19 protein-coding genes are annotated in these 18,358 nt (G+C 45.6%); 10 read left to right on the forward strand and 9 right to left on the reverse strand.

Features of this window, described 5'->3' with window-relative positions; genetic code table 11:
- Nucleotides 1-71 precede the first annotated feature (71 nt).
- Nucleotides 72-578 carry an HD domain-containing protein gene (locus tag I5M19_RS04280; protein WP_214653021.1) on the forward strand — a complete coding sequence of 169 codons (507 nt, stop codon included), beginning with the start codon at nucleotides 72-74 and terminating at the stop codon, nucleotides 576-578.
- Here I5M19_RS04280 and I5M19_RS04285 read toward each other — a convergent pair.
- From I5M19_RS04285 to I5M19_RS04300, 4 genes are all read right to left on the reverse strand, one after another.
- Nucleotides 566-1,210 (reverse strand): phosphatase PAP2 family protein, encoded by a 645-nt coding sequence (locus tag I5M19_RS04285; RefSeq protein WP_200064371.1) that lies wholly within the window; start codon nucleotides 1,208-1,210, stop codon nucleotides 566-568. The genes I5M19_RS04280 and I5M19_RS04285 overlap by 13 nt on opposite strands.
- Complete coding sequence (locus I5M19_RS04290; RefSeq protein ID WP_200064373.1) at nucleotides 1,200-3,680, reverse strand: TonB-dependent receptor domain-containing protein; 2,481 nt, start codon at nucleotides 3,678-3,680, stop codon at nucleotides 1,200-1,202. The genes I5M19_RS04285 and I5M19_RS04290 overlap by 11 nt, the downstream gene beginning before the upstream one ends.
- A gap of 363 nt (nucleotides 3,681-4,043) precedes the next feature.
- Complete coding sequence (locus tag I5M19_RS04295; RefSeq protein WP_200064381.1) at nucleotides 4,044-4,490, reverse strand: PepSY-like domain-containing protein; 447 nt, start codon at nucleotides 4,488-4,490, stop codon at nucleotides 4,044-4,046.
- Between the two features lie 72 nt (nucleotides 4,491-4,562).
- Nucleotides 4,563-5,162, reverse strand: a complete 600-nt coding sequence (locus tag I5M19_RS04300; RefSeq protein WP_200064383.1) for a phosphatase PAP2 family protein — start codon at nucleotides 5,160-5,162, stop codon at nucleotides 4,563-4,565.
- Between the two features lie 62 nt (nucleotides 5,163-5,224).
- Here I5M19_RS04300 and I5M19_RS04305 point away from each other — a divergent pair, with 62 nt between their 5' ends.
- Genes I5M19_RS04305 through I5M19_RS04335 form a run of 7 tightly spaced genes read left to right on the forward strand, consistent with a single transcriptional unit; the run spans nucleotide 5,225 to nucleotide 13,936 of the window.
- Nucleotides 5,225-5,599 carry a diacylglycerol kinase family protein gene (locus tag I5M19_RS04305; protein ID WP_200064385.1) on the forward strand — a complete coding sequence of 125 codons (375 nt, stop codon included), beginning with the start codon at nucleotides 5,225-5,227 and terminating at the stop codon, nucleotides 5,597-5,599.
- 51 nt (nucleotides 5,600-5,650) lie between these two features.
- Nucleotides 5,651-6,328 (forward strand): response regulator transcription factor, encoded by a 678-nt coding sequence (locus I5M19_RS04310; protein ID WP_200066090.1) that lies wholly within the window; start codon nucleotides 5,651-5,653, stop codon nucleotides 6,326-6,328.
- Nucleotides 6,325-7,584: a sensor histidine kinase gene (locus I5M19_RS04315; protein WP_200064387.1), complete on the forward strand. Its 1,260-nt coding sequence runs from the start codon at nucleotides 6,325-6,327 to the stop codon at nucleotides 7,582-7,584. Before I5M19_RS04310 ends, I5M19_RS04315 begins: the two co-directional genes overlap by 4 nt.
- Before the next feature lie 45 nt (nucleotides 7,585-7,629).
- Nucleotides 7,630-8,865: a TolC family protein gene (locus tag I5M19_RS04320; RefSeq protein WP_200064389.1), complete on the forward strand. Its 1,236-nt coding sequence runs from the start codon at nucleotides 7,630-7,632 to the stop codon at nucleotides 8,863-8,865.
- The gene (locus I5M19_RS04325) at nucleotides 8,862-9,812 is read left to right on the forward strand and encodes an efflux RND transporter periplasmic adaptor subunit (RefSeq protein WP_200064392.1); all 951 of its coding nucleotides are present in this window, start codon (nucleotides 8,862-8,864) and stop codon (nucleotides 9,810-9,812) included. Before I5M19_RS04320 ends, I5M19_RS04325 begins: the two co-directional genes overlap by 4 nt.
- Entirely contained in the window at nucleotides 9,809-12,853 is a 3,045-nt protein-coding gene (locus tag I5M19_RS04330) for an efflux RND transporter permease subunit (protein ID WP_200064395.1), read from the forward strand. The genes I5M19_RS04325 and I5M19_RS04330 overlap by 4 nt, the downstream gene beginning before the upstream one ends.
- A gap of 60 nt (nucleotides 12,854-12,913) precedes the next feature.
- Nucleotides 12,914-13,936 (forward strand): YncE family protein, encoded by a 1,023-nt coding sequence (locus I5M19_RS04335; protein WP_200064398.1) that lies wholly within the window; start codon nucleotides 12,914-12,916, stop codon nucleotides 13,934-13,936.
- Nucleotides 13,937-14,089: 153 nt separating this feature from the next.
- Here I5M19_RS04335 and I5M19_RS04340 read toward each other — a convergent pair whose 3' ends face one another.
- The 4 genes from I5M19_RS04340 to I5M19_RS04350 all read right to left on the reverse strand — a co-directional run bounded on the left by I5M19_RS04340 (nucleotide 14,090) and on the right by I5M19_RS04350 (nucleotide 16,148).
- On the reverse strand, nucleotides 14,090-15,151 hold the full coding sequence (locus I5M19_RS04340; protein ID WP_200064401.1) for a DUF932 domain-containing protein: 1,062 nt from the start codon (nucleotides 15,149-15,151) through the stop codon (nucleotides 14,090-14,092).
- A 10-nt stretch (nucleotides 15,152-15,161) separates the two neighbouring features.
- Nucleotides 15,162-15,332, reverse strand: coding sequence for a hypothetical protein (locus I5M19_RS04345; RefSeq protein ID WP_200064404.1), 171 nt, complete (start codon nucleotides 15,330-15,332; stop codon nucleotides 15,162-15,164).
- 4 nt (nucleotides 15,333-15,336) lie between these two features.
- On the reverse strand, nucleotides 15,337-15,465 hold the full coding sequence (locus tag I5M19_RS18695) for a hypothetical protein (RefSeq protein ID WP_262895485.1): 129 nt from the start codon (nucleotides 15,463-15,465) through the stop codon (nucleotides 15,337-15,339).
- Between the two features lie 65 nt (nucleotides 15,466-15,530).
- Complete coding sequence (locus tag I5M19_RS04350) at nucleotides 15,531-16,148, reverse strand: hypothetical protein (protein ID WP_200064407.1); 618 nt, start codon at nucleotides 16,146-16,148, stop codon at nucleotides 15,531-15,533.
- 599 nt (nucleotides 16,149-16,747) lie between these two features.
- On the opposite strand from I5M19_RS04350, the gene I5M19_RS04355 reads away from it, so the two are divergent.
- Entirely contained in the window at nucleotides 16,748-17,041 is a 294-nt protein-coding gene (locus I5M19_RS04355) for a type II toxin-antitoxin system HigB family toxin (protein ID WP_200064410.1), read from the forward strand.
- A 73-nt stretch (nucleotides 17,042-17,114) separates the two neighbouring features.
- A complete protein-coding gene (locus tag I5M19_RS04360) occupies nucleotides 17,115-17,480 on the forward strand; it encodes a helix-turn-helix domain-containing protein (RefSeq protein WP_200064413.1) in 366 nt (121 codons plus the stop codon).
- 82 nt (nucleotides 17,481-17,562) lie between these two features.
- Here the strand turns inward: I5M19_RS04360 and I5M19_RS04365 are convergent, their stop codons facing one another.
- The gene (locus I5M19_RS04365; protein ID WP_200064415.1) at nucleotides 17,563-18,333 is read right to left on the reverse strand and encodes a hypothetical protein; all 771 of its coding nucleotides are present in this window, start codon (nucleotides 18,331-18,333) and stop codon (nucleotides 17,563-17,565) included.
- Nucleotides 18,334-18,358 lie beyond the last annotated feature (25 nt).

Here is an 18,358-nt window from a genome sequence, read left to right on the forward strand (position 1 = left end):
TCGTGCAAAATGTTTTCAGGCAGGTTTCAATCCTTTTGTCTGGATTGCCTGTTACCATGACCTTTCATAACTTGAAGCACACTTATGATGTATTCCTCGCAGCTACAGAGATGGCCGTTGCCGGAGGGAACAACAGCGAAGATATCCAAATTTTACAACTGGCTACACTTTTTCATGACACAGGCTATCTTTTTGAGTACACCGGTCATGAAGAGAAAAGTAAACTTATTGCCGCCAACTTCCTGCTCCGGGAAGATTGCCCGGAAGCGCTGATTGATGGTGTAGTAGATGCCATCGACGCCACTAAAGTGCCGCAGCAACCCCAAAATGATATCCAACGCATAATCTGCGATGCAGACCTGTTTCACCTCGCTCACCCAGATTATCCGAATTTTGCTAATTGTTTACGGAACGAATGGGCTGTGCATTTAAAAAAAGAATTTACCGATGACGAATGGCGTATAAACAATCTGAAATTCATGCAGCAACACCACTATTTTACGGAGTACGGCATACATACACTAAACACACTTAAATTACAGAACCTGCCAAATCTTTTTGTTCATCAAAATGATTGAAGGCCCGGTTTAAGATAAAAGTACCCCAGTAAATACAGGCAGATTACCCCCAAAAAGAAGCCGGCGATAACATCGGTAAACCAATGGGCGCCAAGATAAACCCGCGACAGCGGCACGATAAATACCATAAACAAAGAGATTGACCCGATACTAATGCGCAACGGGCGCTTTAATTTCTTAAGCCTGACCGTCACCAAGGCGATAAAACCAAAGAATACCGTATAGAATATAACATGGCCGCTCGGAAAACTTTGCTGATGTGTTTTCTCCAGGATCCGGACCATGGAAGGCAGGGGTCTGGGGCGGTTTACGGCCATTTTAACTCCTGTACTCACAATTCCCGATAGCGCAGTCAGCAAAACGAATAAGGCCTCCCGCCGGTATTTAAAAACGAAGAATAGCAATGCTACGGCGCCAACGATAATAGCCGAATTGGGCATATAGCCCACCCAACTAATGCAGTGCATTATTGCATCTACCGTCGGATTGCTATGCTCCTGTATTTCCTCTGAAAACTCCCGGTCAACCTTGGGTATTGGGTCAATACTAACAAAGATCGTCAACAATAAAAATCCCGCCGCGATAATCAACAGCAAAATCAACAGTGATTTTTTCTGAGTTTTAGTTGCCATTATCGGTAGGAAATGACGGTTGGTTGTCAGTACTGTTATCTTTATCCTTCTTAAAATCCAGCCCGCCGAATTTATAGGTAAATGTCAGGCCGAAAGACCGGAACGGCACCTGTCTGTAAGAGGTTCTGGTTGAATTATCAGCATAGATTGTGCTTTCTTGTTTGACATACTCATTAAAAGGATTGGTGGCGGTAAAGCCGATGCTGCCCTTTCTATTAAATATCATTTTTCGCAAGGCGAGGTTGTACAAGAAGAATGCAGGTCGTTTTCCTTGAATATTATTTTCGGGTGAATTGTAATTGCCAAAAAGTTCCGCACTAAAATCTGAATTGAATTCGTAGCTCGCATTTAAATTCATCCTGGCCCTGAAGCCATTGATATTAGGCCCACCGCTATATTTATTGACAATGGTCTGATTAGCGATGAACATGTTGGGGCGAACTGTTAATTTACTGCCAAAAGGTATCGAGCCGGAAATACTGATCCCTTCCCGTATCTCTTGGCCAATATTCAAGCGGGTATTGAGCGTTAGGTTTTTATAGGTCGAATCGCCGACAACATAGCTGGGATAAAATGTAGCAAATGATTTGATATCCTGTCCGTTGTGCCGGTAAAATATTGATATGTTAAGGTTGCCGCCTTTTTCATAGTTTTTGTTGAATCCCAGTTCAAAATTATTTCCAATCTCCGGTTTGAGGTTAGGATTTCCCATACTTGCATTTCGCGGGTCCGAAAGGTCAAGAAAGGGGTTTAAATCCTCATAGTCCGGCCTTTCAATCCGGTAGCTGTAGCTCAGTTTCAAACTGTTTTTATTTTTAAAATTGCGGGCAATGACCAAGGAAGGTGCAAAAGTATTGTATGGGGCAATGTTTATTTTGCCAACCTGCGAATAACTGGCGTTGGAAATTGTCCGCTCGTACCGCAAACCCGATTTCACATCCAGGTAGTTAAATAATTTATAGGTACCAGAAAGATAAGCAGCAACAATGTCTCTTTTATAATCTAAACTGTTTGATTGTGTAGGGCTTGGAATAAATTGCTGACTGCTGTTGTCCAAAGAGTTAACTAATGTATTGCCCGCTATGCTGTTAAAGGTTGTTTTTGCTCCTGATTCAATGATAAAATCATCATTTACCGGATAAGTGTAATCCAGTTTGACCTCGACTTCATTATCTACACCATGATTATTACTGTTGAGTCCGGAAAATGGGCGGTCTGAGTAGATAAGAGATTCCTGTTGGGTGAAAGCGGAGGTGCTCCTCCCCAGTCCGGCATTTGCCTCGATATTCAATTCCTCATCCGGTCTTTCAAATGTCTTTTTATAGGCCAGTGTCAAATCCACAGAACGCTCGTTAAAATGATTATTCCCATTGAGGAGAGAAGACAGGTCATCCGTCAGTGTACTCCCTTTGAAAGTCCTGGTTTGCTGATTGGTGGAATTGCTGTTGTCGCTGTTGAAAGCGTCATAGCCGACAGACGCGCTCACATTGTTTTTTTTATTGATGTCCCAATCTATGCTTAACCCCGTACGTATTCCATTCCTGTTAATTCGGCTGTCTCCATTCTGCAACAGATTATTGGTCGTATCTGCAAAAAAAGATGTTCTGTTGGTTCCGTTAAGGCCTTTGGTATTGAACTGATTATTCCCGCTCAAGAAGGTGCTGATGCCAAAATTTCCTTTCTTAGCACTCAAATTGATAGAACCGTTATTTCTTCTGGTTCCGGCCGATAGGTTAACATTACCGTTGAGCCCATAAATATTATTCTTTTTTAAAATGATATTGATAATCCCGGCAGTGCCTGCTGCGTCATATTTTGCACCCGGGCTACTGATCACTTCCACACTTTTAATCTGGCTCGCCGGAATAGATTGCAAGGCATCTGCAATGCTGCTGCCAAAAATAGTAGAGGGTTTGCCATTAATTAAAAAGCGCACCCCGGAACTCCCCAGGAGTTGTACATTGCCATCTATATCGACAGTCACCTGCGGAACTTTCTTCAATATGTCTGTGGCTACTCCCCCCTGCGATGTCAGGTCATTCTCAGCATTATATACAATTTTATCGATCTTATTCTGAATCACAGGTGCATTTCCGGTAATCGTTACCCCTTTCAGCGTTGTCTGACTGGGATAAAGTTTGATCACCCCTAAAACGGCGCTTCCCCCTTTCACGATTACTTGCTCAATAGCGGTACGCTGGTACCCCAGAAATTCAACCGTTACCTTATAGCTGCCATCGGGAACGTTGTCAACCTTAAAATCCCCTCTGATATCCGAACTGATACCATTGAACGGGCTTTTAGCGCCCGGTTTGTAAACACTTATGGTGGCGTAATCCACCGGTGTGCCATTGGTCGCATCAACTACTTTTCCTGATATGGTTCCCTTGCCGGCTTGCGCCATCACTTGTAGGGTTAGACCGCATAACGTGAACAGTAAACAGATTGCTTTAGTAAAAGATCGCTTCATGCGGCAAAGGTGCCACCCAATTTTGGATAAAAGTTGGAAGACGGCTATTCCAGACCAACATTTTAGTTGCAAACTATATTTTTACAGGATCGGCACAAACACACACCGATGAATAACCGCGCACTCATTTGGTGTTTTTCCAGATGCCCCAAACCGATACGGCAGTGCCCGGTCAAATAATAAAGATGAAGATAATGCGAATGGCGTGCCCATCTCCATATAAACGCCTTAATGCCGGTCTTGGCAAACAGTAGACATAACCATAGATGGTGCTAATGATAGGCGCATATCCACCAAAAACCTTAAACTTAAAAAGCCTGCATTTTCATACAGGCTTCCGAAACTTATAATTAATGATTGATCTTAATCGTTCTCTTTACCGGCTTTAATAAAAGTTCCCTTTTGGTCAAACACAACTTCCATGCCTTTGATTTCTGCTTCATAAGTGATTTTGCCGGCAGCATCGGTCACTTTCCCTGCTTCACTTACTTTTTTACCGGCGTAATGCGCTTTAATATAGGCATTGGCGGCAGTAGGGAGCGCCGAAACAGATATCGCTTCAACTTGTTCTACAAATGAGCCTGACGGGGTAAATACAACCGACATATCTTCGCCTGACTTACCGCCCCAGTTTGCTTCAAAGTTGCCGTTTTCCTTTTCCCAGGTTACTTTATAAGCCTTTGGATATTTGGTCTTGAATGCTGTGGTTACGGAAGCCGGAACCAGGCTGCTTTTCACTTTCTGCGCTTGGGCAGATGCGCCGAACAGCATCGCGGCTGCCAGCATTAACATAGCTGATATTTTTTTCATAATATTTAATTTTTAACAAGGGTAAGTACAGATTTTGATTTCTTTTGGGATAAAAGCTGTAAAAAAACTGAATTAATGGATCTTCCTGGCCAGGAAATGCTGAAGCTTAAAACTCAAAAATGCGGAGCCAATGCCGACCGCCGCACCTGCCAGCACATCGCTGGGATAGTGAACCCCGAGGTACATCCGGGAATAACCTACCGCTGACGCATAGGCAAACGAAGGCGCGATTACATACCATTTGGGAAATGCGAGGCTTAGTGATGTTGCCGTTGCAAACGCTGTCGAGGTATGGCCGGAAGGAAAGGAATAATCCGTCGGTGAGGATTTCCCATAAAAAAGTTCAGGATGGGCGACAAAGGGCCGTTGCCGATGGATCAGATTCTTCAGCAGGACAGATGACCCTTCGGCCAAAAGCACCGCACCACCGGTCTCAAAGGCCTTTATTTTCAATACCTGGTCATGTTTCGCCAGGCCAACGATGAGCATGCTGGCAGGAGTGGCCATTACAAAACCATAGTCACTGTTGGCGACCCCATGCCAGAACCCGTCAGCCGAAGCGGGAGGCCCGTTTATAGCCTGAAGCAGGCGGTTATCCAGATTCTGGGCATGGAGGTTAGTAACGAAAAGAATAAAAATTAAAATGGTTAACGTATTTTTGAGTTTTCGCATTCCCGAATGACGTGCTGAAATCTGAATTAATTTGGGAATTAAGGGCGAACCGATTACATTATATGGCAGATACCAATTTCTATAAATTAGGACGAAGCTTCCGGTATGCATTCCAGGGCTTTCATAGCGGGTTCCGCAGCCAACTGAATTTCCGCATTCAGTGCACAGCCGCAGTTGTGGTCATTATATTGGGTTTATTATGCGGGATCACTAAATACGACTGGCTCTGGATCTTGCTGAATATTGCCTTGGTGCTTTTCGGAGAATTGATAAACACCGCATTGGAAACGCTGGTTGACCTCGTCTCCCCGGATTACCATGTTCTGGCCGGCAAAGTTAAAGATATTGCGGCGGCGGCGGTTACGATATTGGCGGCCAATGCGTTGGTCAGTGCTATCATCATATTTTCCGGACCTTTTTTAAAGCTATGGGGCTAAATTTTTTTGTACAAAATTTATACAGATTCGATGCCGAGTTTTGAAACCGTTGTGAAAATACTGGTAATAGAAGATGAAGCCGGGCTGCGTGACAGTATCCGGGAGTACTTTACGGAGGGTGGGAACATTTGCGAAACCGCAAGTGATTATCCTGCTGCACAGCAAAAGATCAATGTCTACCGATATGATTGTATATTGTTGGATATCACGTTGCCGAAGGGCAACGGCCTGGATATTCTGGAGACACTGAAAGCTAACCATCATCCTGACGGTGTATTGATTATCTCGGCGAAAAATTCGCTTGATGACCGGCTTAAGGGCCTTGATCTTGGCGCGGACGACTATCTGACGAAACCCTTTCACCTTTCGGAACTGAAAGCCCGTGTTATGGCCATCGTGCGCAGGAAATCTTTTAATGGCAACCGGGAAATCATTTTTAACGAGATCACCATCGACCTGCTTGCCAAACAGGTATATGTACACCATGAGCCCGTTAAGCTCACCAAAAAGGAATATACCCTGTTACTTTACTTTATGGCAAATAAGGGAAAGGTGATTTCCAAGAACGCAATAGCTGAACATCTCTGGGGGGATGAGATCGATATCGCGGACAATTTTGACTTTATCTATTCGCATATCAAAAACCTGCGGAAGAAACTGATCGATACAGGAAGTGTCGACTATATTCAATCCACCTATGGCATGGGCTATAAATTCACAGACCATTGAAACTGCTAGACCGATATAACCGTGTGAACCTGCTGTCTACCATTTTGATGATCGTGGTCACCGGGTTTATCTATTATTTCACAATCAGCTATATCCTGACGGGGCAAGTGGACAAGGACCTGCTGGTAGAGGAAAACGAAATATTTGATTATGTCAAGCTGAACCACAGATTACCCCAGGTTTTCAAATCCGATGACCTTCACATCCAGTTTACACCAATCGGCACAAATGATACGGTTGATCGGAAATTCCTGAACACCCGGTTTTTTGACGCACGCGAGCGTGAAGAAGAAACTGGGCGCACACTTTTTACTTCGGTGACCGTGGGCGGCCGCCACTACAAGGTTGAGATCACCGAATCAACGGTAGAGACCGAGGATTTGATCCGGTTGATCTTTATCATCACACTCGGCGTAATTTTTTGCCTGCTGGTCGTCCTGTTGCTGATCAACCGGGTGCTCATGAGGAAGTTATGGGATCCTTTTAACCAGACCCTTACGCAAATCAAGCGTTTTAATCTGGCGGATCAGAATGGCATCCACCCGGTCGAAAGCAAAATTGATGAGTTTCATGACCTTAATACTGAAGTGACCGCGATGTCTCAAAGAGTTTTACATGATTATCAATCACTGAAGACCTTTACGGAAAACGCTTCCCATGAACTGATGACACCACTGGCCGTCATCATGTCCAAGCTGGATATCTTGATGCAGGTGCCGGACATGACCGACTACCAGGGGGGGCTGATGAGCGAGGTTTATGACACCGTAGGCCGTCTTAAAAAACTTAACCGTTCCATGTTGCTGCTTTCCCGGATTGAGAACAGGCTGATGCCAACGCAGGAAGAAATTGAAATCGCACTTTTTATTCGGAAGAAAACTGTGGAATTTCAGGAATTAACCGCAGAAAAAGGCCTCAAGTTAACAGAGGCGCTTGATCCTGTCAAAATTACCATCAACCGTGATCTGCTCAATATATTACTAAACAATCTGCTGGGAAATGCTATTTTGCATAACCGGCCAGAAGGTATGATTATCATTGACCTGAACCCAAACCGGCTGAGCATCAGTAATACAGGAGCTGATTCGCCGTTAAATGCCGATACTATTTTTCAGCGTTTTTACAAATCCCCGGCATCCGAAGGTACGGGGCTGGGTTTGACACTGGTCAGCCAGATTTGCGAAAATTACGGTTATGGGCTTAATTATATTTTTCAAGACGGGCTGCATACCTTTACGATAAGGTTTTCCGCCTGATCAGGCATCCAAATTTTATCCAGAATTCGTATTTAGTTTAGTGGCATGAAGCGATATTTTCTTTGTGCCTTATTGCTAGGGACGGCATTCGTCAGCCGTGCACAAACGCGTAGCCTGGATGATTTTATCCGGTCGGCCGTGTCCGGCAGCCCGCTTATTCGCGATCTGAACAACCAGATACTTGCAGCCCAATTAGACAGTATCCGCCTGAAGGCCGGTTTTAAGCCACAGGTTACCGGCAGCGCCATGGGCTTATATGCACCTGTGATCAACGGGTACGGCTATTCACCGGCCATTACCAACGGCCAGCAGTTAACCGGCTTAGTAACGGTAAACAAGCAGTTTATAGGCAGAAGTTATCTCAATGCCCAGTTGTTGAGCGTTCTCAACCAAAAAGATTCCATCCGGAATACCATCCGCCTGTCTGAACAGGACCTGCGTAAAACCGTTACCGCTCAATATATAACCGCTTACGGCAGCCAGGAACAGCAACGCTTTAACCAGGAAACCGTTGACCTGCTTTCCCGGGAAGAACAGGTGCTGCTTAAATTGACCCGAAGCAATGTCTATAAGCAAAGCGATTACCTGGCCTTTTTGGTTACGCTGAAGCAGGCACAACTTCAACTCAGCCAGGCGCGCCTCCAATATAAAGCGGATTACAGTACATTGAAATACTTGGCCGGCATTCGTGATACGATATTGGATTCACTGCGTAAACCGGATATTCTGCCTGCGTTGCTCACCGACCGTGCGCACAGTATATTCTTTAAGCAGTTTCAACTGGACAGTATCCGGATCAGCAATGCCCATCAACTGGTTGATTATAACTACAAGCCCAAGCTGCATGCTTTCGTAGATGGCGGGTATAACTCCGACCTGATGGCCGGCTATTACAAGAACTTCGGGGCCAGTGCCGGTTTCGGCCTTACTATCCCTATATACGACGGCGGTCAACGAAAGCTGGCGCACCGCAAAATCCAACTGGAAGAAGATACCCGGCAGCAATACAAGCTTTTTTTTGACCATCAGTATACGCAGCAGGTACAGCAGTTGCGCGAACAGATTAATGGTTATGATAGTTTATTAAACGAAATAAAAAGCCAGTTTAAATATTCGGAATCGCTCATTAAAGTAGATACCCAATTGATGCAGACAGGTGACCTGAAGATTGCCGACCTGATCCTGGCCATCAACGGCTATCTTTCTGTCAAGAATTTGCTAACGACCAACAGCATCGCTCAATTACAACTCATCAATCAACTTAATTATTGGAGTAAATGATCTTAACTATGCATAAACACCCCCGTATTTATCCTGCCCTGTTGCTCTGTGCCATGCTGGCCGTAAGTGCCTGCCATGGAGGCGGCAGTTCTCCTGCGGATGAAGAAAGCGCTGCGCCTGCCATCACGCCGGTTACTATCACTCATATAGAAACGGGCCCGCTGTCTGATACCATTACCTTAAATGCGACATCCACCTTTCTGCAAAAAAACTACGTTAAGGCCAATGCCATCGGTTATATTGAGCATGTAGGCATTAAACCAGGGCAATTTGTTAGCAAAGGTCAGTTGCTTTTTACGATCAAGACCAAAGAAGCGCGGAGCATCGGTAACACGATCAATGTGTTGGATACCACGTTTAAATTTTCCGGCATCAACCGTATCCGGGCTTCTTCCAACGGATATGTCGCCCAATTGAACCATCAGGTGGGAGACTACGTACAGGATGGCGAGCAACTGGCCGTTATCAGTGATCATAATAGTTTTGCCTTCTTATTGCAGGTGCCTTATGAGCTTCACCAGTTAATGGCCCACAACCAGACCCTGCAACTGACCCTGCCCGACGGTACCGGGCTAACAGGACATGTGGCCTCAGTAATGCCCAGCGTCGACACCTTATCGCAAACTCAGGGCCTGGTCATTATGGTAAACAGCAAGGAACCGTTGCCGGAAAACCTGATTGCCAAGGCGCGGATCATTAAATCTGCTAAAACCAATGCGATGATGCTGCCTAAATCTGCCGTGCTGGCGAACGAGACTCTCTCGGAATTTTGGGTGATGAAACTGATCAATGATAGCACTGCCGTAAAAACCATCGTGACCAAGGGCATCGAAACCGGTGACCGGGTAGAAATCACTTCACCTGCATTTCAACCGTCTGACCGTATTGTCGAAACCGGCAATTACGGCCTGGCCGATACCGCCAGGATAAAAATCAATCATCCATGAAAAAAACACAGGATTTTTTTGTACGTTATCAAAAGCCGGTCAGCCTCCTTTTGCTGATCCTGCTGCTGGGCGGCGGCTTCGCTTACTCGCGGCTGCAATCTTCCCTTTTTCCCGAAATCACCTTTCCCAAGATCAAGATTATTGCCGATGCGGGCCTGCAACCGGTAGACAACATGATGGTGACAATAACCAAACCTTTGGAAAACGCCGTTAAGCAAGTGCCTGATCTGGAATACGTACGGAGCACTACCAGTCGTGGCAGTTGTGAAATTTCCGCATTTATGAGCTGGAACGCGGATATCGACATCAGCCAGCAGCGCATCGAGGCCATCATTAACCAGATCAAGAACACCCTGCCGCCCGATGTTAATATAACGGTGCAGAAAATGAACCCTTCTATTCTGCCCGTAAGCGGCTATACGTTGGAAAGTCATAGCAAATCACCTATTGAGTTAAAGCAAATCGCTACCTATACCGTTAAACCCTTTCTTTCGCAGGTAGCGGGCGTATCTGACATCCGTGTTATCGGTGGTAAAAACAAGGAGTATTGGGTGGTCCTTAATATACAAAAAATGAGTGCTTTGGGCATTACCCCCGATATGGTGAGCAGCGCATTGACCCAAACTAATTTTATCAAGTCTGAAGGCTATCTTTCTGATTATAAGATGTTGTACCTGACGGTGATGAAAGCTACGGTAAGCGCCCGGGATGAGCTGGCGGAAATTGTTATTAGCAATGACCGGAAGCGGGTAGTGCAGTTAAAAGATATAGCCGATGTGCAGATCAATCCCGGCATCGAGTATACTAAGATAAACGCCAACGGGCACGAGGGCGTACTGGTCGCCGTCGTCAAACAGCCCAATGCCAACCTGGTGACCATGTCTGATGCAATGGACAAAAAGGTCATTGCATTAAAAAAGATTCTTCCGCCGGGTGTTACGATCAAACCCTATTATGTGCAGGCCGATTTTGTAAAAACAGCCATCAAAAGTGTAACCGATAGTTTATGGATCGGGTTATTACTTGCCATAGTGGTGGCCATCATTTTTTTGCGGTCGGTGAAAGCCAGCGCGACCATTCTCATCACGATACCGGTAACACTGGGATTGACACTGATCATCCTGTATGTACGTGATTATACGCTTAACATCATGACGCTCGGCGCTGTGGCAGCTTCCATCGGGCTTATTATTGACGATGCCATTGTTGTCGTTGAACAAATCCACCGCACGCACGAAGAACATCCCGACGAACCGACGACAGCCTTATTACATAAAGCTATCAGCTACCTGTTCCCGGCCATGGTCGGGTCGTCACTCAGCACGATCGTTATCTTTGTACCCTTTGTGCTCATGAGCGGCGTGGCGGGGGCATACTTTAAGGTGATGACCAGTACCATGATCATTACGCTGATATGTTCTTTCTTTGTCACCTGGATCGGCTTACCGGTGATTTACCTGCTGCTGACACGTAATAAAACAAAAAATGCTGCGCAGCAAGAGCAGGAACACCATATAAAGAAACAGCGCTGGGTTTCCTTCTTCATTCACAAACCTGTCATCAGTATCATTTTTACCTTATTGCTCATCGCCGTAGTCATATTTATCCCCGCCCGTTTAGAAAGCGGCTTTCTCCCCGATATGGACGAGGGGAGCATTGTGTTGGATTATACCTCGCCGCCGGGCACCTCATTGAACGAGACTGACCGCATGCTGCGCGAGATCGAAAAGATCATCATTAAGCATCCCGATGTGCAGGCCTATTCCCGCCGTACCGGCACACAAATGGGCTTCTTTATCACGGAACCGAATACGGGCGACTACCTTATACAATTAAAAAAGGACCATAAAGAAACCACCGAGGAGGTGACCAGTGATTTGCGCGGCCAGATCGAAGCGAGCCAGCCGGCCTTGCGTGTTGACTTTGGCCAGGTTATCGGGGATATGCTGGGGGACCTGATGACCTCAACCCAACCCATCGAAATCAAAGTATTCGGTGATAATCAGTTAACGCTGCAAAAGCTGTCAAAACAGATCGCAGAGGTAGTGACCAATGTGAAAGGAACAGCGGACGTTTTTGACGGTATAGTTGTTGCGGGGCCATCGGTAGAATTGAACCCGGATTACCGCAAGCTGGCGCAGTATAACCTGACCCCGAACGCCTTACAAACACAATTACAAAACTCGCTTGACGGCTCTTTGGCAGGGACAATTATTGAAAAGGAGCAACTATCGCCCATCCGTATGGTTTATCCCGGTAACCGTACACTTGACATCAACGGTTTAAGAAACCAACGTATTTTTCTGAACAATGGCCAGTTGCTGCCGCTTTCAGAAGTTGCTAAAATCACCATACACACCGGTGATGCGGAAATTCAGCGCGAAAACCTGCAGTCTATGGGTGTGGTAACCGCACGGCTTGACCAGGGCAGTCTGGGCAGCGTGATTCCACTTATCCAGAGAGGTATTGAGCAAAAGGTGAGCATGCCCGTTGGCTACCATGTAGAATATGGCGGAGCATACGCCGAACAGCAACAATCGTTCAAAGAACTGCTCATTATCCTTGTTACAGCCAGCCTGCTGGTATTTTGCGTTATCCTATTCCTCTTCCGTGAAATCAGTGTCGCGTTCATTATCCTCGCTATCGCGGTCCTTGGCATCAGCGGAAGTTTCCTGGCCCTTTTTCTTACCCATACACCGCTTAACGTAGGGAGTTATACCGGCCTTATCATGATCGTCGGTATCATTGGAGAAAACGCCATTTTTACATTTTGGCAATTCCGCGAGAGCGCGAAAGAAAGTTCTGTAGACGAGGCAATAGTTTACTCGATCTCCACCCGTTTACGCCCGAAGTTGATGACGGCGCTCGGCGCCATTATCGCCCTGATGCCGCTGGCATTGGGTATAGGTGCAGGTGCACAACTGCACCAGCCACTCGCGATAGCGGTGATTGGCGGATTTGTGATCGCTTTGCCATTGTTGCTGATAGTATTGCCAAGCATGCTGCGTATTGCCTACCGTCACAAAACTTTGACTGAATAAAAAAATTTGTCCAGAATTTATACAGAATGTTCATTCATATTGTTCTAAAAAAAGACCCCGATGAAAACCTTAAAAAAATTATCTATATTGTATGCCGTTCTATCCTTTTCGTTTAGTGCAGCGGCACAACAAAAGTCCGGGCTGCACATTAACCGCTCGTTTCCGATAGGCGGCGTTGGCGGATGGGACTATATTACCGTTGATGCTGAAGGCAACCGTTTATTTGTGTCCCATGCCACGCAGGTAAATATCCTCAGCACCTCAGGTGATTCCCTGGGTGTGATCAGTGCCACAAACGGTGTTCACGGTATTGCGCTGGTCAAAGCGATGGGTAAAGGTTATACCAGCAACGGCCGTGCAAACACCTGCACGGTATTCGACCTGAAAACCTACAAGACGCTGGCGACCATTCCTGTGGGCACTAATCCTGATGCGATTTTTTACGATAACTATTCCAAAAAAATATATGCTTTCAACGGACGCAGCCAGGATGCTTCGGTAATCGACCCTCAAACAGATAAAGTGGTAGCCACCATTGCCCTGGGTGGTAAGCCCGAAACAGGTGTTTCTGATGATAAGGGCCTCGTATTTGTAAATTCGGAAACCACTAATGAGGTTGTGGTGATCAATGCCAATACTTTTAAAATCGTCCACCGTTACAAACTGGAAGATGGCGAGGAGCCATCGGGATTAGCGATAGACAGAAATACTAACCGGTTATTTGTAGGCTGCGGCGGCAATCAAACACTCATCATTATGGATGCAGCTAACGGGAAGAACCTGGTAAAGTATAAAATAGGTGATTGTGACGGCGTTGGCTTTGACCCAATCTTGAAAATGATTTATACATCAAATGGCGAAGGTTCACTATCGGTGATCAAAGAGATATCTGCCAATAAATTTGAACAACTGGAAAATGTAACCACCGAGCCAAGCGCCCGGACAATAGGTGTAGACTTGGAAACACATAAGATTTATCTTCCGGCTGCACAAACGGTGGCAGTACCGGCAACAGCAGCCAATATGCATCCTAGGCCAAAACAGTTGCCTGGAACTTTCCATATTATTGAACTTGGATTCTAAGGAAATTTGTTGCAGTTTTTATAAATAAACGCCCCCTGTTTTCACGACAGTCGTTAATCCACATGAAAACAGGGGGCGTCCCACGGGCCCCGCACAGCGGGGCCGCCGGACAATATTAGCAATAAGGGGGAATTGCTCCCCCCTTATTGCAATTTAGTTATAAAATAACGCATCACTTCCCTGCGTGGCGAAATCCCGGCAGAGGTTAAAAGCAGTTTGTGCGCGTTGTTTGGCTGTGCCGTCCATAATAGACTTAAATTTCGCTTCGTCACTTTTGAAACTGCGTACATTTTGAAAATAGCCCGTAACGCTATTATAGGCACCAAATACCGTTCCGGCGGTGGTTTCCATTTGCTGGGTCTGACTGCCTAAAGCGTAAGCATAAACATTATCCACGATATTGGTATAGTGCGTAGACAGCAGCTCAGCTTTGCCTTTGGCTAAATTTTCCAAAACCTCTTTGTTGGGTGCCATGGCAATTTGTATCAGCTTTTTAACCTCGGCATCCGTAATACGCACTTTAGCCCACTGGTTAAATAAGCCCTCCAGTTCACCGCCTAAGGATTTGCTGATACCCATTAGCGTATGGGCTTGTTTCAGCCTTTCCGTTGCGGAGGCGGTATGACGTATTTTAATTGCCCCTGAATGGTTGTTCATGGCAGCGTTAAGCGTATTGTTGCAGACTATCCTGATAGGCGTAAAAGCTGCGGTAATACTCCCCAAACCATCGTGTGTAGTGGTTAAAAACAAATATTGCTCTATCCAGTCCTTAATACCAACCCGTATATAATCGGGTAGTTTGGCAGTGATAAAAATGCGCTCACCTTTGCCTAATGCCCCAGCGGTTTCATATAAAATACCATCGCCACCACCTACGATGGCATCAAAAAAGGAAAACGCATCCCGGTTTTGTACCACTTCATAATCGTTACCGACTACGCCTAAAACCTGCTCCGTATCTGCCCGGACGGTGGCAAAGAAATCCGGTACTTCAATTTCGGGGATGCCATCGGTATTGCCCCAAACGTGATTGTTGGTATCATAGGTAAACAAAGGGCGTTTTTCTACGATATAATCCAAACCGGCGTGTTGTATCGCTTCGCTACTGGTTGGATAGCGGTCTATAATCTGCCCTAACCCGTGCCAGGCTTTTTCTTTTACGCTCATAAAGCTGTCTTTGCCTGTTTTTTGATTGAAATTGATCTGATGTGCCATAATGTATAATTTAAGGTGTCCGTGTCTTTAATTGCATGATCTCTGTATTCAAAACCTTGACATTTTTGGTACTGCTCACCACTAATTCGGTTTTGGATTGCAGTTCCTGTATCGCATCATGTATGTTGCGATAAGAAGTTTTGACGGTGACTTTCACCAGTAAAAAGATTTTATCTTCCATTGTCTTAAAATTGGTAGGTGTTCATAAAATCGCTTAGTTCAAGCTGAAAACGTGCGGGGTTTTCTTTTGCCAATTGCTCGGCGTAACCTTCCCAAAAGATTTGGTTGGTCAGCTCTATAAATTGCTCGTACATAGGGATTGCTGTTTGGGGTGAAACCATAAAAGATGCTCCCGGCATAGGCCGGGAGCATACCTGTTTTAAGCATTGGGAAAAACGATATTCGCTTCGATCTCGGCCAGTTTATCATGGCAGGCGTCGAAAATAAATTGAGATACCATACGGATCAGGTTTGGCGTATTAGTCACAAACTGACGGCGTTTATCATCTTCGATAATCAACCTGCAGCCCTGATACGGGTTACTTTCCAGCTCATCATTTTCTTCTTCGAGCTTCACTTCAAAATCTTCTAAAGTCTTGATACGGGCAATCAAAGCCAGGCGCTGGATGCTCAGGCGGTGGAGGTCATTAACGGATTTTAAAGTCTGCTCTAAATTGAGCGCGAATTTTTTGGGTTCACTTACACCCGCTGCTTTGTCGGGGCCGGTTTTTTGTTCACCGGTCACTTCCCGGCTTGGGGTTTGTGATGCAGCGTCAGCGGGTTGGTTATCCACTGCAGCGGGGCTGCCGGTCTTAACTTCGGTAGTTTTGGTTGCCTCAACTTGCGGAGCTTGGGCAGGTGTTTGATCTTTAGTTTTTTCATCTTGTTTAGCTTCCTTTCCGGTCAGACTTGGGCGGTTTTCGATACGGTTAACGGTTTGGTCGTTTTTTGCTGCTGCACCTTGTACACTGTTTGCATTTTTTTCTGCTGTTTTCATTTTTAAATGATTTAAAGGGTTAAAAAATTTATTTTTTCTTTTCCTTTTTCCCCGGTGACTTTCCTTAAAAAGCTATTTTTCAAAAGAAAAAACGGTAAAAAAGAAAGTCAAAAAGGCGGTCGCAAAGCACGGGCGGGAGAACTATAAGTCCCGAAGAGTGACCGAAGCGCTGCGGAGGGCATTATGCGTTCGTACGAACGGGCTGACCGATCTTGACGCCGCTTTTGTCCGTTTTCGTTGGAAAATAGTGCCTGAAAAGCATCTGATCTTTCGGTAGTCAATTAAGGGCAGAAAGAAGGCAAGCGCAGCTTTTCCCGGCGACAGCGGGTAAACAAGTGCGGCCTGAGCAATGCGCTTAATTAGAATTGTAAACATCCTGCGCATGGCGTATGCTTTTGCAGCGCAGCGAAAATGCAATAGCGGACCTGATAGCAAAGGCTATTCAGGTCATCACTCGTCAGGATGGCCAAAATTCTTTAAGAGAAAATACCGTATGAAGTCCTGCCGGAGAAATAATCATCAGAACTAATAACATTTAGCGATTAATCATTTTTAGAATTTCTAAATTTTTTTTAGATTTGTGAAAATAATAAACAGGGATGGTCGTCATCAGTTATGGGACATTAAGGGACTTTTATGAGCAACATGCCGATGCCAGGGATGCGCTCAATAACTGGTACCGGCTGGTCACCCAGGCGGATTGGGCAAATTATCATGAGATCAAAGCCATGTTTAATACGGTTGATGCGGTAGGCAATGACCGGTTCGTCTTTGATATCCGGGGTAATCATTACCGGATCGTGGCTATGATCTTTTTTGATATCCGGACGGTTTACATCCGTTTTGTGGGCACGCACAAAGCTTATGATAAGATTGATTGCGCTACAATTTAAAAAGCGCACCATAAACTGCCTATGGAGAAAGGCGGCTTAATCAATATAACGGATCTTTTTATCAACGGGACTGATGAAAGCGATAAAAAACGAAGCCGATTACAAAGACGTAATGGCTAAAATAGACAGCCTGATGGCGAAGGGCAGCGGTAACGTTTCCCAGGAAGAGTTAAGCGAGATCAGGACCCTGGCACAAAGCGCGCAGGGTTATGAGCAATCGAAATATGTTATCGAGGCGCCTACGACTTTGGTCGGCATGATCGAGATGCGCATGTTTGAAATGAAACTGAAACAACGTGAACTGGCTCAAAAGCTCAAGGTAAGCGATGCGAAACTGTCACTCATTATGAACGGTAAGCAAAAACCGGGTATCGATTTTTTAAAAGCGGTACACAGCGAATTGCAAATTGACGCGAAATTTATTTTGGAGCACGTATAGCTCCATAGCTTGAGCCTTCACGGATACCTATAGGCGATAACCAAAACGGGCAGGGCACTTCCGCCCTGCCCGGGAAAAATAGCTATACGTGCAGCTTACTTTTCCGGGATTGCTTTTTTGCAGGCAGCTCCTCCTGCTGCTGCTCCTTCTGTTTTACACTTTTAGCCGTTTGCTGTGCCGGCTGTAATAATTCTTCCCGTTTGATCTTTTTCTGCTGGTGGTCATACAGATCGACCGTCTTGAACTGGGGATTGGCAGCGATAAAAAACTTTTTGTCGCCATCCGCGGAACCGACGGTTATCTGCTGCATATTACCCTTCTTCAGCGAATACAAGATATCTTCCTTCGTTTTCGGTTCTTCCAGTTCTTTAATTCCCTTGCCGGCGATCACCTTCTCCAGGTCGTAACCGTAGTTCTCATGAAAGTGTTTGATGCGTTTATTCCCGCTTTCCGTCAGATTTTTGTCGTCCAGCGTCAGCCAGGCCTGGTATTTCTCCCCCTCCAGGTTAAACAGTGTTTTGTGTACCGCCCGGCCTTCCATTAAATTAAAAGCTTCTTTGGCGGTAATGCCGCTGCCTTTGTTAATGTAAAAGGTCTGGTCTGCATTCTTTGCCGGATTCTCCGGGTGATTGATAGTCGCATCGTATTTATTAAAGAAATACATGTCCTGGTTATCACCTGCCTTGAAGTGCAGGGTATAGTCCACGGTTTTCTGGTTAAATTCATGCTGTGCCGAGAGGTTAAACTCCGGCGCGCGCGCTTCCAGCTGTTTGTCGAGTTCGGCATTCAGTTTTTCGCCAAAGCCGAGGTTCAGCAGGGTCTTTTTCAGGAATTCTGCATTTTGCGTATTCATTTTTTTAAAATTTATGGTTTTCAGA

Source organism: Mucilaginibacter segetis, assembly GCF_016522075.1.
In the GTDB taxonomy this organism is placed as follows: Bacteria; Bacteroidota; Bacteroidia; order Sphingobacteriales; family Sphingobacteriaceae; genus Mucilaginibacter; species Mucilaginibacter segetis.